Origin of the sequence: Paenibacillus sp. PL91 (assembly GCF_012935325.2) — a bacterium.
In the GTDB taxonomy this organism is placed as follows: domain Bacteria; phylum Bacillota; class Bacilli; order Paenibacillales; family Paenibacillaceae; genus Pristimantibacillus.
In genome coordinates, this window is the sequence record NZ_JABBYG020000002.1 from 391,979 (window position 1) to 407,577 (window position 15,599).

The following is a 15,599-nucleotide window of genomic DNA, read 5'->3' on the forward strand; positions in this document are numbered from 1 at the left end:
TTCATCTTATAACCAAGGAGATGAGCTTCCCATTTTAGCTTATTATAACAATCATCATACTCCATCTTTGAGAAATTTGCACTACTAACTATATAAAACATAGGACTTTTGATGCTCATACAATCTCGTTTAAATTCATGCATGAACCTTGACAACGACTATATATTTCATATATTATTTATTGATGAATAGATGGGCGTACGGTTTTGTGTCACCCTCATGAAATACGTTCGCTGTAGGCCAGCGGCTGACTAGCCTATCAGGGACGAGCTTGCTCGGACGTTGAACGTATTCGGCGAAACACAACCCCATTCACAAATTTATTTGATGAAGGAGTTAATATTACGTATGTCACGTTATACAGGACCTAAATTTAAACTAAGCCGTCGCCTTGGAATCTCTTTGAGCGGAACGGGTAAAGAACTTGCAAAACGCGCATTTCCACCAGGTCAACACGGCCCTAACCAACGCAGAAAAATGAGCGGTTATGGCGTTCAATTGCAAGAGAAACAAAAGCTTCGCCACATGTACGGTTTGAATGAAAAACAATTCCGCAACTTGTTTGACAAAGCGGCAAAAATGAAAGGTAAAGCCGGTGAAAACTTCATGGGCCTCCTTGAAAGCCGTCTTGACAACCTCGTTTACCGCCTTGGCCTTTCCAACTCACGCGCAGGAGCTCGTCAGCTGGTATCACACGGTCACGTAACTGTAAACGGCAAGAAAGTGGATATCGCTTCATACAGCGTTTCTCTTGGCGATGTAATCGGTTTGCGCGAGCGCAGCCGCGGCCTAAGAACAATTAAAGAAGCTATGGAAGGCCGTCACCACCTTCCGAACTACCTAGAGTTCAACGATCAAACATTGGAAGGTAAATTCCTTCGTCTGCCTGATCGCGGTGAGCTTTCCCAAGATATCGACGAGAAACAAATCGTCGAATTCTACAGCCGTTAATGATAAGAAAAACCTTGAACCTATTGGTTCAAGGTTTTTTTTTGCTCTTTCTTACGATTGTTCAGGCAGCTTAGCAGCAGCAGTAATATCTACAGGTTTTCTGCTTTCGCTCGGTGCACTGATCGCTTTGGATGTCAGTCCTTTAATAAGGGCATTCACATCGATGCCGGACACGCTTTTCAGCATCTCTGGCGCGGTAGACATCAAGGAAGTCACATAATTGCTTAATCGCGCTGCCCCTTCTCCATTCCCGGTGTCTACAACGGTAAGCTTATCAATGTTGCTGAGCGGCTCAGCCACTTTGCCGGCAAGCTCAGGCAGCATTTTGACAATGATATCAAGCACGGCAGCTTCTCCGAACTTCTCGAATGCTTCAGCAAGCTTCTCTTTCGCTTCCGCTTCCGCCAAACCACGAAGCCTGATTACGTCTGCCTCCGCCGTTCCCTTCGCTCTCTCCGCATCAGCAACTGCTAGACCGTCCAAACGCTTCTGAGCGGCATGCGCCTTCGCTTCTGCCTCTATACGGTATTGCAACGCATCTGCTTCACGAAGGAGCTTCGCCTTATTCGCTTCAGCCGCCTGCTCGACCGCGTAACGGTCCGCATCAGCTTTCTTTTTCACTTCTGCATCGTACTGCTTCTCGCGGCGTAAAATTTCTTTCGCTTCGAGATCGATCTCACGCTCCTTGCGCACGAGCTCTACCTTCATTTGCTCCTCGACTACGCTTTGCTTCGCGCGGGCTTCATGAATCGAATAAGCCTGATCCGCTTCTGCCTTGGCTGTATCCTGATCCCGTTTAAAGGAAGCAACCTTCATTTCCTTCTCTTTCTCCGCTTCTGCAATGTTTGTATCGCGCACGAGCTCGGCTTTTTGACCAGCCTCGGCTGCAAGCGCCTTTTGAATTCTAGCATCCCGAACCGCTTCGGCCTCAGCAATCTCCGCGTCACGCTTAACTGCTGCGATACGCGGCTTGCCTAGTGCGTCCAAGTATCCATGCTTATCACGCAGGTCCTTGATCGTGAAGGATACGATTTGAAGGCCCATTTTCTTCAAGTCCTTAGCCGCAACGCCTTGCACTTCCTGCGCAAATTTGTCACGGTTCCGATACACCTCTTCTACTGTCATAGAGCCTAGAATAGCACGCAAATGCCCTTCCAGCACCTCCTGCGCTTCACCCTTCAGCGCCTCGGTCGGCTTGCCTAGAAACTGCTCCGCCGCCGTTGCCACATCCTCTACCGCTCCGCCGATTTTAATAATCGCCACGCCGTCGGCCATAACCGGAACCCCTTGCTCCGTATAAACCTCTGGTGTCGACACATCAAGCTTATGAGACAGCAAGGATAAAAACTCAGCCTTCTGGAAGATTGGCAAAATAAATGCGCCGCCGCCTCTAATGATCTTTACTTTACGACCCGATTCATCCGTGCTGGCATTGCGAGAACCAAGAAACGAACCCGTTACGAGCATCGCCTCATCCGGGCTAACCGTCTTATAGCGCGCCCAGAAGGCAAGACCCAAAACAACAAGCACTCCGACAACGATTGCGGGTATTACGAAAACCTCCGGCATTGACATTCCCCTCTCTCCTATATGAATTAAGATAAGTTCACTTCGGACACATAAAGCGTACTGTCTCTTACCTCGACGACGACCACTTTAGATCCGCCTGCAATTTCAACGCCCTCAAAGCTTGCGGCGATCTGATTCGTAAAGCCAGCACCGACCTTTACCATCACTTCACCATAGCCCTCAGCCGGAATCGGTACCAATACTTCCCCAAGCATGCCGGACATGCCATTAAGTGAAAAAGCGATTGAGTTCTCACTCTGCTCCATAGGCTTAATATACAGGAAAAACACGCCCGTTCCCGCTATGAGCGCAATCAATAAGGCGACCAATAAAACGGCTGACGCTCCTAAAGAGGTGTATCGTTCGAGCATGAGCCCTGCCCCACCAAATACGGTAATTCCTCCAACAAGCGCAGTCGGCGACAGCCATGAATGACCGTCTAACGATAAAAAATCGAGCGCTCCGTCCAACAGCAGCCCCAGCCAATCCCCGAATATTACACTAACGAGAGCATACAAAATTCCGCCGATTAGACAAGACATAAATAGCGTCTCCAACTTCCTCCCCCTCTCATAGAATCCAGAACCTGTTAATACTTCCGTTATTTATTACGTTGGAAACGTTTTTATGTTTCTAAAAAAAATAAAACTTGCTGAATTTTATCCATTCAACAAGCTTTATTAGAACCATTATCCTAATTTAATTTTGACGAACTTGCGTTTGCCAACCTGAAGCACGTCACCATCATGAAGTGTAACATCAGCATTTACATCGGTAATTTTCCCTTCATTAATACGTACCGCTCCCTGCTGCACGCTGCGCCTTGCTTCACTGCTCGTCGGGAGCAAACCAAGCACAGTAAGAAGCTTTACGATGCGAATTTGTCCGTTATCCAAATCTCCCAAGGAGACGTGCACCTCTTGAATATCATCCGGGAGAGCGCGCTGCTGAAAGACAGTAATAAAATGATTTTCGGCGGCATTCGCTGCTTCTTCACCATGGTACATTCGCACAAACGCAGCCGCCAGCTGCATTTTTGCATCGCGCGGATGTACGGAGCCATCCTCAAGACCGGACTTCAAAGCGGCCAGCTCCTCATTGCTTAAATCGGTTGCAAGTTCATAGTACTTGAACATAAGCTCATCTGGGATCGACATCGACTTGCCGTAAATTTGGTTTGGCTCCTCATCGATACCGATGTAATTGCCCAAGCTTTTGCTCATCTTGTTTACGCCATCGAGGCCCTCGATCAACGGCGTCGTAATGGCTACCTGAGCCTCTTTGCCATATTCCTTCTGCAGCGTTCTGCCCATGAGCAGATTAAATGTCTGATCCGTACCGCCAAGCTCTACATCGGACTCTAGAGCAACCGAATCATAGCCTTGCATAAGCGGATAAAAAAATTCATGTATGCTGATCGGCAATCCGCTCGTGTAGCGCTTAGTGAAGTCGTCACGCTCCATCATGCGCGCAACGGTTACTTTCGCAGCTAAATTAACGACATCAACGAAGTTGAGAGGCGCCAGCCACTCCGAGTTGTAGTAGAGCTTCGTTAGCTGTGGATCCAAAATTTTGTAAATCTGCTTCTGGTACGTTTCCGCATTCCGCTTCACATCTTCTTCCGTCAGCTGCTTCCGCGTTTCCGATTTGCCGGTAGGATCGCCGATCCTCCCCGTAAAATCACCGATTATTAGCTGAATCTGGTGGCCAAACTCTTGAAACTGACGCAGCTTGTGCAAAACAACGGTATGCCCGATATGAATATCTGGCGCCGATGGATCAAGGCCCAGCTTTACTTTAAGAGGCGTGCCTGTCGCGACTGATTTTGCTATTTTATTTTTCAATTCATCCTCAGGCACGATTTCTACGACACCTCTCCGAATAACCGCAAGCTGGCGCTCGACCTCCAATTGTTGCTCTTTCGACAAACTTTCCCACTTTACCATACAACTTTTCCTCCCTCGTATACGTCTATATAGACATAAAAAATCCTTCTTGCCCCAAGGGACGAGAAGGATTAGCTCGCGGTACCACCCTCGTTAGAGTATGTCTGTCATTCAATGACCTTAATCATTGGGACTCGAGCAATACTCTCACTTCGTTGTTGATAACGGAGACGGGCTCCGAAGTGAACTACTACGGCTTTCGTCAGCTGCCTTATCAGGCAAATACTGATCGTTAGCATCGGTTCCTTCACTTAGCTCCAGGCGGTAATTCAACATGCGGCGCATACCGGTTTCCACCACCCACCGGCTCTCTGAAATTACGATTCGCTGTCTACTCATGCCCTTCAAAGCATTGATTAGATAAAACATTATAGATTTTATACCATAGTACAAAGCAGGAAGTCAATGCTGTTAAAGCATGCGTTACTTTGGTGATTTATGTTATAATAGGTGTGCTATTTGGAGGAGGAGTCATAAAAATGCAAGAGGATCGTCAACCGTCGCCAGTCAAAAGAAGCAAATGGCGTACATTCGGAATCGTAACATTTATAACAGTCAAATGGATGGTATACTTCGGAATCTTCATCGGATTGCTTGCAGGCGGCGCAGTTACTGGCTATGTTGCAGCACTCGTGAAAAATGAGGAGGTAAGGCCTCGGACCGTCATTGAAGAAAAAGTCGGCGAAAATGCCATCACCGGGTTCGTTTATTTCAATGATGATACACTTGTCGGACAGCTTAGAACGTCTGAGGATCGGATGATCATTACATACGATGATTTACCGCCTCAAGTTATCAATGCCGTACTCGGTATTGAAGACAACAACTTTTTCGAGCACAAAGGGGTAGACATCAACGGACTTGGACGCGCCGTGAAGCAAAAGCTTCTTAACGAGGATACGCAAACCGGGGGAAGCACGCTTACCCAGCAGCTAGCTCGCCGCGTATTTCTAAGCTTGGACAAAACGGACAGCCGTAAGATCAAGGAAATATTTTTGTCCCTGCGCATGGAGCGCTATCTAACGAAGGAAGAAATTTTAACGGCTTACTTGAACAAGGTTCCGTTTGGAAACGGTTCTAGCGGCTACAATCTATTCGGTATTAAAGCAGCAGCAAAAGGTATTTTTAATATTTCCGATCTTAACCAACTAAATCTTGCGCAGTCTGCCTATCTGGCAGGTCTCCCGCAGCGGCCTTCAGCCTACACTGCATTCACGGGAAAAGGTCAATTCAACCAAGGCGGATTCGACTTGGCGCTTGGCCGGCAACGGACCGTGCTGATGCGGATGTTCGAGACGGGCCGCATCACGCAGCAGGAATACGATGAAGCGCTCAAATTCGACATTCGGAAGACGCTAGCCAAGCCATCTGAGAAAGCCTATACGACTTATCCTTATTTGATGCTTGAAGCAGAACGCCAAGCAGCGGAAATTATGCTTATGGCGCAGGATAAGACGTTGACGAAAGCTGATCTTCGCAAAAAGGAAAATGCCGCGTTAATCGAGGAAGCCCGTGATCATCTGCTTCGCGGCGGTTATCATGTCTATACGACGATTGACAAGGATATCTATCAGCTTATGCGTGAGATCGGCAGCAACGATGAAAACTTCTCACCTTACAGTGAGGAAAAAGGTCTCGAGCAAATCGCAGCGATTATGCTGGATCACAAAACCGGAGCCATCGTCGGAATGCTCGAAGGCCGCGACTTTTACGAGGAGCAGCTAAACTATGCTACTCAAATGACTAGGCAGCCAGGCTCTACCATGAAAACGCTAGCCGCCTATTTGCCTGCTATTGAACAAGGCCTTATCCAGCCTGCCAGCATCATTGATGATGCACCGATCGTCCTCAAGGACGGTCAGAAGGGCTTCCATATCCCGATGAACGTCAACCGGAAGTTTGCGGGTCTCGTTACGGCGCGGGAAGCATTAAACCGATCATTGAATTTGCCAGCCTTGAAAATTTTTAATGAAGAAGTCAAAATCGAAAATGCTTGGGCTTTTGTCAAAAAGCTCGGCATTACGACGCTCCAGCCGGAAGATGCCTATGCGCAAACCGGCGTAATCGGAGGATTAAGCATCGGCACATCCGTGGAAGAGCTTACGAATGCTTACGGCTCCATTCCGAACAAAGGCGTGTTCAATGATGCTTATATGATTTCAAGAATAACCGATGCCAACGGCAAGATCGTATACGAGCACAAGCAAGAGCCAAAACGCGTGTTCTCGGAGCAAAGCGCATTCCTGATGACCGATATGCTGTCTACCGTTATATCGGACAGAAGCGGCTCTGCCAACAAGCTAAAATCACAATTCAAGAAATACGGCGAAATCCCGATTGCCGGTAAAACAGGCTCGACACAAAGCTATGGCGACGTATGGTTTATGGGCTTCTCGCCTGATATTACCTTAGGTGTGTGGTCCGGCTATGAAGAGCAGGTTAACTCCCTCTCGGAGAACGGCAAAGCAAGAGCCCGTTCAATATGGGCGTTAATTATGAACAAACTAGCAGAAACAAAACCAGAAATTTTCGTAACCGATAAATTCGAGCGGCCTTCCGGCGTCGTCAAAGCGACAGTGTCCAGCGCAAGCGGCTTGCTGCCAAGCCAATTAACGAAGGAAGCCGGCATGCTCGTAACCGATTGGTTCAACAAAAAGGATATTCCGAAGAAAACAGACGATACTCTAGTTAAGATGGCGTATATTACTTACGAGGGTGTAAATTACGTCCCTAACCCCGCTACGCCAAGCGATATGGTTAAAGAGCAAATCGTCATTAAACGAAAAAAACCTTTAGATGTCCTGATGGATGAAATCAGAGCTGCCCAATCCAAATTACCGGCAAAAAGCCGGCGTCCGATATCGGTATACTTGCCTGCGGACGCGGAAAACAATGCGCCTTCCAAGCCAGATCCGCGTAACGATGACGGTGCTGCTCCACCGCCTCCTGCAAGCATTAAGCTGCAATCAACGGATGGTGTGCTCATTTTGACATTTAGTGAAAGTTCAGCTAAGGATGTCGTTGGTTATCGCGTCTACAGATCGATTAATCAGGGCGCTTACGAGAAGCAAGGAGGATCCATCATTGCTGGTGACGAGAAGCGGATGAAGTTCAACACCTCCAGCTCTCAGAGCTATACGTATTACGTGACTGCGGTAGATGTCGTCGGCAAAGAATCCGCTCCAAGCCAGTTGGTTCAGTATGGAAATACGCCTGTCATCCCAGATCCGCCTGAGGGCGGCGATAATCCGGGAGGAGAGCAGCCAGGCACAGCAGCGCCTGCTGCTCCAACAGGCTTAAAGGCTGCAAAAACGGATCTTAGCGTACGCTTAACTTGGGCGTCTAACAGCGTCTCAGATCAAGTGGTACAGTATCATGTATACTATAGCTCAAATAATGATGGTCAATATTCGAAGATCGCTTCCACCTCGGAAACAAGCTTTGAATATGTTGCACCGCTCGTAACAGGAAGCTTCTATGTAACTTCGGAAAATGCAAGTGGCGAATCTGCACCATCCTCGAAGCAAACCATCAGTTAGCAAGTACTTGTTGCTTCGACCGTAAGTAAGGCTAGTCACATAAGGCCATTTAGTCAAAAAGGCAGCAGCCTCGTAAGAGGCTGCTGCCTTTTTTTCATATGACATAGGATGAATCCGTTTCAAATAATCGGCTGATTTGCTCAAAGTCTTCTCTTGATAAGCTCCATTTTGCAGCAGCAACATTTTCCTCAACCTGCTTAATCGTTTTTGCGCCTGCAATGACGCTCGATACTTCCTTCCGATATAACAGCCAATTTATGGATACCTGATTAAGCGGCTTTCCGATAGCTCTTGCTATACCCGTAAACGTTTCAATGACCACCAAATTTTTAATAAACTGTTGTTCAGAAAATAACGGGTTAAGCTGCGCTCGCACATCTGTCTGAGGGAGCCTCGTTAAATAGTTGAATTTACCCGTCAACAAGCCTTGCGCCAGTGGGCTATACGGAATAAAACCGATATTCAGCTGTTTGACATAAGGCAGCGCTGCATGCTCTACGTCTCGTTGAAACAGGTTATATGGCGATTGCAAAGAAACGATAGAACTAACCGTTTGCGCAGCAACTAATTGCTGAACATTGAAGTTTGAAACGCCGATATAGCGTATCTTTCCCTCTTCCACTAACTGATTCAACGATTCGAATGTCTCTTCGATTGGTATATTGTTGCTTGGATCAGGTGCTTGAACTTGATACAAATCAATATAGTCCGTATTTAAACGCCGCAGGCTCTCCTCTACTTCGCGCACGATATTCGCCTTTGCTGCTTTAATGCTCCCCTTCTCATGTTCGTGCCAGGCGAGGCCAGCTTTTGTCGCGATAATGACTTTTTCACGGACAGGCTGAAGTACTTTTCCAAGCGTTTGCTCGGAGTGCCCCAAACCATAAACAGGTGATGTATCAAAAAAGGTAATGCCCAAATCATATGCACGATGTATGGCGGCCTCAACCTCGTGATCATCGACCTCGCCCCAGCCCTTCTTCCCGGCAGCCCAAGCGCCAAAGCCAATAACTGAGGGAAACAGCTCGCTATTTCCTAATTTCCGTTTCTCCAACTAGCCTGCCTCCTTATCATAATTATTCCCATCCGTTTACTAGGATCTAACAACATTATAAAGGTGCACACATGAATGTCAATCCATTTTCTTCAAAATGCAATGCATAGACAGCTTTCTCCTCCTTATGATAAAATTTATTGATTACATAAACGAAAAATTTTATATTTTATCTTAGGAGGGAGCAATAACGATGGCTAACAGACGCTTGGATCATGTTGGAGTAATGGTGAAAGATATTGAGGCTTCCATAGCCTTCTATACCAACATCATCGGTTTTGAGCTTAAAGGGCGCACGCTTCATACAAATGGGGTTATTGAGCTCGCTTTTCTCGGCTTTGGCGAAACGGATGAGACGGAGCTGGAGCTAATCCAGGGTTATAACGATAGCCTTCCGATTGAAGGCAAGGTGCATCATTTCGCCGTTACCGTTGACGATGTGGAAGCGGAGTTCGAACGTCTGAAGCAGCTCGACGTATCCTTTGTTGATGAAGAGATTACGACGCTTCCGAACGGTTATAAGTACTTTTTCGTAAGCGGGCTTGATGGCGAGCGGATTGAGCTATTCCAGCGGTAATTTACTGAAAAAGAGAGGATGCCTCCTGAACGGGAGACATCCTCTCTTTTATGGTAATGATCTTAATCCTCGATCGTGGACAAATCGCCAGTTGGCAAATTCAGCTCCCACGCTTTCAGTACGCGGCGCATGATTTTACCGCTTCGTGTTTTTGGAAGCTTGTCCTTAAACTCGATTTCTCTAGGCGCAGCATGCGCGGATAATCCTACTTTTACGAATTGCGATATTTCCTGCTTCAATTCATCTGATGCCACATATCCTTCGCGCAGCGCGATAAACGCTTTAATAATTTCCCCACGCATCGGGTCCGGCTTGCCGATTACGCCCGCCTCCGCTACCGCCGGATGCTCGACCAGCTTGCTCTCTACCTCGAATGGTCCAACACGCTCACCCGCTGTATTGATAACATCGTCGATACGTCCTTGGAACCAGAAATATCCGTCTTCATCCATATACGCGGAATCACCCGAGATATACCAGCCTTTCAGGTAGAAATACTCTTCGTATTTAGAAGGATTATTCCACACCTTGCGCATCATGGACGGCCATGGGGTTTGAATCGCAAGATTACCCATACGATATGGCGGAACCTCATTGCCGCTATCGTCAATAATCGCAGCTTTAATTCCCGGAAGAGGCTTACCCATAGAACCTGGCTTGATATCCATGCTTGGATAGTTGCAAATAAGCTGGCCGCCAGTCTCCGTCATCCACCATGTGTCATGAATGCGTTGGCCATATACCTTCATTCCCCAACGAACGACTTCTGGATTGAGCGGCTCTCCAACGCTTAGCACATGCCGCAGGCTTGTCAGATTGAACTGCTGCGAAATATCGTCGCCAGCACCCATCAGCATGCGGAAAGCTGTTGGTGCGCTATACCAAACCGTGACGCCGTATTTCTGAATAACGCCATACCAATCGCTTGGGCTAAAGCGTCCGCCTCGAATGACATTCGTTGCGCCGTTCAGCCAAGGTGCAAATATACCGTACGATGTGCCAGTAACCCAGCCTGGATCGGCAGTGCACCAATAAATATCATTCTCTTTCAAATCAAGCACAATTTGTCCTGTATACATATGTTGAACCATCGCATTTTGTACATGGTAGACGCCTTTGGGCTTACCTGTCGAGCCGGAGGTATAATGTAAAATAAGGCCATCCTCACGGTCAAGCCATTCGATTTCCGCTTCATCCGATGCAATTGCCATCTCTTCCGCAAAATCGATAATGCCCTCTTCCTTCGGCACATCCTGACCGAATACGATAATATGTTTCAAGTTTGGCAGCTCATCGCGCTTTATTCGTTGGAATAAAGCAGGCGTCGTAATAATCGCAGTAGCTTCGCTATCCTGCAGCCTGTCCTTTACTGCCGTCTCCATAAACGCTTCGAATAAAGGCCCTACAACTGCGCCAATCTTCAACGCGCCAAGCGCACTGAAATAAAGCTCTGGCGTCCTAGGCATAAAAATAAAGACACGTTCGCCTTTCGAAACGCCAAGCTTGCGTAAAACGTTTGCAAAACGATTGGATTGCTTGCTCAGCTGTTCAAAAGTGTAGGATTCATCGCGCACACTATCACTGTAGTAGAGAGCGATTTTCCCGCCTTTGCCTTGCTCAACATGCCGATCGATGGCTTCATAAGCCATATTCACTTTTCCTGTCGTATGCCAGCTGAATTGACTTTCGATCTGACTCCAATCAAAAGAGTCTACTGCTGCTTCATAGCTCGGTAAGTTTGAATTTAGTGCCGTTGCTGGAATTCTTTCTTGATGCAAGTTGATCATACTGTCACTCTCCCATCAAATCTGTGTGCTTCATCCACAAGAATGCGCTTTCATAAACTAGTCAAACCTGAGGCAAACAAGCTGACAGCTATAGGCACCCTTATCACTTCAACCGCCTAACCCATTATAGCATAACCTATTTATTTTCGACTACGCTTTTCATTTTAACCAATGTTTGTTATAAAAGAATAGTAGGGGCATGAGATCCGACAGCAGCCTATCAACAAAGGAGGTTCAGCCTTGGAACATCGAAAGCGTTTGCAGCGGGAACAGCTCGCTCTAGACGCAAGCCGTGAGCTAATTATCGAAGGACCCGTACCGCCTGAACGACTAGCAAATATGACGATGCACAAATCGCTAGACGCATTCCGCAGGCCGAATGAGCAGCATGATGCCCTTATTGAAATCGCCGGATTGAGTGAAGGGCGAATCATATTAACCCGTGAGGGAGACGTTATTGTAGGCTATGTCACCTTCCATTATGCCGATGAGCTTGAACGCTGGTCGGAAGGCGGAATGACCGATCTCATTGAGCTCGGAGCGATAGAGGTAGCAGATGATTATCGCGGCTGCGGCTTGGGCAAACGAATGATTCAGCTCGCTTTTGCAGAAGAGCAGCTAGAGAACGTAATCGTCTTTACGACTGAATATTATTGGCATTGGGATCTCGAAGGCACGAAGCTGAATGTATGGGATTACCGCAAAATGATGGAGAAATTGATGCAATCCGTTGGAATGGTTTGGTACGCTACGGATGATCCCGAAATTTGCTCCCATCCCGCTAACTGTCTTATGGTGCGTATCGGCAAGGAGGTTCCGCTAAGCTCAGTGGAGCATTTTGACCGGGTTCGCTTTCGTCAACGATTTATGTATTAAGCTCATGCTTACGAGGCAGGATTGCTACCGTGAACCTTAGCTTATGCTTACGAAGTAGGTTTGCTACCGCAAACCTTTTAGGAGGATAGGGATGGCTTCAGATGCTATTTTCATTCATCATACGGATTCTAGTGGATATAAATTTGGCGAGGAGCATCCTTTCGATCCGCTGCGGATCACGCTAACGATAGATTTGCTTAAAGAAATAAATGCTATTTCCGAGAAGCAGATGGAAGCTCCTCCCGCCTACTCCGAGGAAGAAATGCTTTCGCTTGTTCATCGAACCGACTACTTGTCTGCCGTCAAGCAATTAAGCGAGGACGCGTCATTAGACGACAGCAGCTTGCTCGCTCAGCAATTTGGTCTGCACACTGAGGATACGCCCTATTTTCCAGGCATGCACAAAGCTGCGATGACTATTGTCAATGGCTCTGTAGCCGCTGCTGATGCTGTTATGACGGGCCGAACTAAGCATGCCTATCACGTCGCCGGCGGACTGCACCACGCCTTTCCTGACCGCGCTTCGGGCTTTTGCGTATATAATGACGCCGCGGTCGCCATTAAGCATATCCGTCAAGCCTACGGCGCTAAAGTGCTTTATATCGACACCGATGTCCACCACGGAGACGGCGTTCAATGGGTTTTCTATGATGATCCTAACGTATGCACGTATTCCATTCATGAAACGGGTAAATTTCTGTTCCCTGGAACAGGCTTCGTTCACGAGAAAGGCGTGGACCATGGATTCGGTGCCTGCTATAATGTTCCCCTTGAGCCTTATACCGAGGATGACTCTTGGCTGGAGAGCTTTAATGTTACTCTACGCAAAGTTATCGCTGCGTTCAAACCGGATATCATCATCAGTCAGCACGGCTGTGATGCGCACGCATTTGACCCGCTCTCTCATATTCATTGCAGCATGCGGATCTATGCCGAAATCCCAGCGATCATTCATGAATTAGCTCATGAGCATACTAATGGACGATGGATTGCGCTTGGCGGAGGCGGCTACGATATTTTTCGCGTCGTGCCTAGAGCTTGGTCTTTAGTTTGGCTCACAATGATAGAGCATCCAATTGCTAAAGCGATAGCTGCCGGAGAAACGCCGCCGCTTCCTGAAAGCTGGCTTCGGCGCTGGACCACCTTAAGCCCGCTCAAGCTGCCGACAAAATGGTTGGATGATCAGACTGACATTGAGCCTATGCCAAGGCGCGCCGAGATCACTGAAAAAAATAGAGCTATGCAAAAAATCGCCGTTCAGGATATATAAACATCAATGCACTCAAGACAATGCTCCAATCATAGAAAAAAGGAGGAGCCCCGATGCCAGCATCGGGGCTCCTCCTTCATCTATCTCATTAAAATTAAACGTGCCGTACGATATCATCAATGATTTGATATGAGTTGTTGGCAGCCGTTACTGTAAACTCCGAGAAGTTCACATGGGCTGAGCCATCAGCCTTGTCCGACATCGAGCGAATGATAACAAATGGCGTTTCATTCATATCGCATACCTGCGCAACCGAAGCGCCTTCCATTTCCGCGCATGCGCCACCCAGCGTCTCATGCAGAAGCTTTACTGTCTCGCGGCTAGCAATAAATTGATCGCCTGAGAGCACTTTGCCCTTCAGGCTGCGCCCTGAGAATAGTCGCTCGCTTGCTGCTGAGGCGAGCTCAATTAAACGCTCGTCTGCTGGAAACTCCGATCTTGGGTGAAATGGAATCGTTCCACGAGCAAAGCCGAGAGGCGAGCAATCCATATCATGCTGCACGCAGCTTGTGGAAATAACAATATCTCCGATGTTTAGCTGAGGAGCAACTGCTCCTGCTACACCTGTAAAAAGAACGCAATCAGCTCCAAGATCAAGCAATATTTGCGTACAGACAGCGGCATTTACTTTGCCTACGCCCGATTTGCAATAAATGATCGCTTTGCCATGCAACGTCCCCTCGTAATAGGTAATGCCTGCCTTCGTCACCTGAGACGCTACGTTTACATGCTCATGCAGCAGTTCAATTTCTTCCGCCATAGCGCCAATAATTCCAATTTTGTTAAACGACATTTCTTTTATACTCCTCCAACCGATTGACGCACAACGATTTCATGCGGTAGTACGACTTTGGATTGCTCTACATTTTCTTTTTTCATTAGCTTTGTCAGCAAGCGCATGGAAACCGCACCGATATCATACATCGGTTGCGCTACCGCTGTAAGCTGCGGTCGAACCATCGAAGCCATCCGGCTATTATCAACGCTAATAACGGAAATATCATCTGGAACTTTCAAGCCGGAATCCTGAATGCTGTGAATTGCGCCGATCGCCATTTCGTCCGTTGCAGAAAAAACAGCCGTTGGACGCTCGTCCAGCTCAATAAAATATTTCATCGCATCCGCGCCCGATTCATAACGATAGTTACCAATGCGCACTAAGGAATCGTCATAGGCAATGCCAGCACCTTCAAGCGCGCGCTTATAGCCTTGAAATCTTGCATAACCGATGGATGGGTCTTGAAGGGTGCCGCTGATCATCGCAATCCGTTTATGGCCTTGCTCAAGCAGCTTTTGAACCGCATCAAAGGCAGCATCCTCATGGTTGATGTCGACAGACGGAATTTGTCCGCTCTCATCGGAAGTCGCACAAAGTACAATTGGCACATTGGCTGTCTTAAATGCTTGCAAATGCTCTTCTGTTACAGCTCCGCCCATAAATAACAGGCCGTCGACCTGCTTCTCCAATAGCGTGTTAATAACGCGGATTTCTTTGTCCTTCTTCTTGTCCGCATTGCACAAAATAATATTATAATGATACATATTCGCAATATCTTCAATTCCACGTGCTACTTCAGCAAATATGGCATTTGAAATATCGGGAATGACAACCCCTACGGTCGTCGTTTTCTTGCTAGCTAGACCTCTTGCTACAGCATTCGGACGATACCCAAGCCGCTCAATTGCCTCAAATACTTTCTTGCGTGTTGCCGGTTTCACATTGGGATTGTTATTAACAACCCGGGAAACCGTAGCCATCGACACTCCTGCTTCTCTTGCTACATCATAAATAGTTACCGTCACAGTGGTTCTCTCCATTAGCTCAGATTTTAAAATTTCGTACGCCGTATATTAACGTAATCATAGCATAAAGGGAATGGCAACGCAAAGCAAAAGACGTCAAAAACCCTGATATTCCGAGCTTTCATTTATTTTTTCAACAATTGTCCATACCTCGAAGCACATGACAACCAGCAGGAATTCTGCAGGAAAATTGAAGAAATATAAGGCTTTCAAAGGAACTTGAGAAA

The 15,599-nt window shown here is 47.3% G+C and carries 12 protein-coding genes and 1 other annotated feature; of the genes, 5 read left to right on the forward strand and 7 right to left on the reverse strand.

Annotated elements, in window-relative coordinates:
• Positions 1–348 precede the first annotated feature (348 nt).
• Positions 349–951 carry a 30S ribosomal protein S4 gene (gene rpsD / locus HI950_RS07140; RefSeq protein ID WP_169083180.1) on the forward strand — a complete coding sequence of 201 codons (603 nt, stop codon included), beginning with the start codon at positions 349–351 and terminating at the stop codon, positions 949–951.
• A 51-nt stretch (positions 952–1,002) separates the two neighbouring features.
• On the opposite strand, the gene floT is transcribed toward rpsD, so the two are convergent.
• The 3 genes from floT to tyrS all read right to left on the reverse strand — a co-directional run bounded on the left by floT (position 1,003) and on the right by tyrS (position 4,466).
• Positions 1,003–2,520, reverse strand: coding sequence for a flotillin lipid rafts scaffold protein FloT (floT, locus tag HI950_RS07145; RefSeq protein WP_187768055.1), 1,518 nt, complete (start codon positions 2,518–2,520; stop codon positions 1,003–1,005).
• Between the two features lie 26 nt (positions 2,521–2,546).
• The gene (locus HI950_RS07150) at positions 2,547–3,077 is read right to left on the reverse strand and encodes an NfeD family membrane protein (RefSeq protein ID WP_187768043.1); all 531 of its coding nucleotides are present in this window, start codon (positions 3,075–3,077) and stop codon (positions 2,547–2,549) included.
• A gap of 132 nt (positions 3,078–3,209) precedes the next feature.
• Positions 3,210–4,466, reverse strand: a complete 1,257-nt coding sequence (gene tyrS, locus HI950_RS07155) for a tyrosine--tRNA ligase (RefSeq protein WP_169083182.1) — start codon at positions 4,464–4,466, stop codon at positions 3,210–3,212.
• Positions 4,467–4,520: 54 nt separating this feature from the next.
• Positions 4,521–4,823 (reverse strand) — a binding site (T-box leader).
• Positions 4,824–4,945: 122 nt separating this feature from the next.
• Between tyrS and HI950_RS07160 the strand changes: the two genes are divergently transcribed.
• Positions 4,946–8,005: a transglycosylase domain-containing protein gene (locus HI950_RS07160; RefSeq protein ID WP_169083183.1), complete on the forward strand. Its 3,060-nt coding sequence runs from the start codon at positions 4,946–4,948 to the stop codon at positions 8,003–8,005.
• A gap of 94 nt (positions 8,006–8,099) precedes the next feature.
• Here the strand turns inward: HI950_RS07160 and HI950_RS07165 are convergent, their stop codons facing one another.
• Positions 8,100–9,059 (reverse strand): aldo/keto reductase, encoded by a 960-nt coding sequence (locus HI950_RS07165; protein WP_169083184.1) that lies wholly within the window; start codon positions 9,057–9,059, stop codon positions 8,100–8,102.
• 193 nt (positions 9,060–9,252) lie between these two features.
• Between HI950_RS07165 and HI950_RS07170 the strand changes: the two genes are divergently transcribed.
• Positions 9,253–9,636, forward strand: a complete 384-nt coding sequence (locus HI950_RS07170) for a VOC family protein (protein ID WP_169083185.1) — start codon at positions 9,253–9,255, stop codon at positions 9,634–9,636.
• Positions 9,637–9,698: 62 nt separating this feature from the next.
• Here the strand turns inward: HI950_RS07170 and acsA are convergent, their stop codons facing one another.
• On the reverse strand, positions 9,699–11,423 hold the full coding sequence (acsA, locus tag HI950_RS07175) for an acetate--CoA ligase (protein ID WP_169083186.1): 1,725 nt from the start codon (positions 11,421–11,423) through the stop codon (positions 9,699–9,701).
• 240 nt (positions 11,424–11,663) lie between these two features.
• Here acsA and HI950_RS07180 point away from each other — a divergent pair, with 240 nt between their 5' ends.
• Positions 11,664–12,299 (forward strand): GNAT family N-acetyltransferase, encoded by a 636-nt coding sequence (locus HI950_RS07180; protein ID WP_223285157.1) that lies wholly within the window; start codon positions 11,664–11,666, stop codon positions 12,297–12,299.
• A 91-nt stretch (positions 12,300–12,390) separates the two neighbouring features.
• On the forward strand, positions 12,391–13,569 hold the full coding sequence (locus tag HI950_RS07185) for an acetoin utilization protein AcuC (RefSeq protein WP_169083187.1): 1,179 nt from the start codon (positions 12,391–12,393) through the stop codon (positions 13,567–13,569).
• 94 nt (positions 13,570–13,663) lie between these two features.
• Here the strand turns inward: HI950_RS07185 and HI950_RS07190 are convergent, their stop codons facing one another.
• Together HI950_RS07190 and ccpA are read right to left on the reverse strand one after the other, a co-directional pair.
• The gene (locus HI950_RS07190) at positions 13,664–14,362 is read right to left on the reverse strand and encodes a 5'-methylthioadenosine/adenosylhomocysteine nucleosidase (RefSeq protein ID WP_169083188.1); all 699 of its coding nucleotides are present in this window, start codon (positions 14,360–14,362) and stop codon (positions 13,664–13,666) included.
• 5 nt (positions 14,363–14,367) lie between these two features.
• On the reverse strand, positions 14,368–15,372 hold the full coding sequence (gene ccpA / locus HI950_RS07195; RefSeq protein ID WP_169083189.1) for a catabolite control protein A: 1,005 nt from the start codon (positions 15,370–15,372) through the stop codon (positions 14,368–14,370).
• Positions 15,373–15,599: the final 227 nt, after the last annotated feature.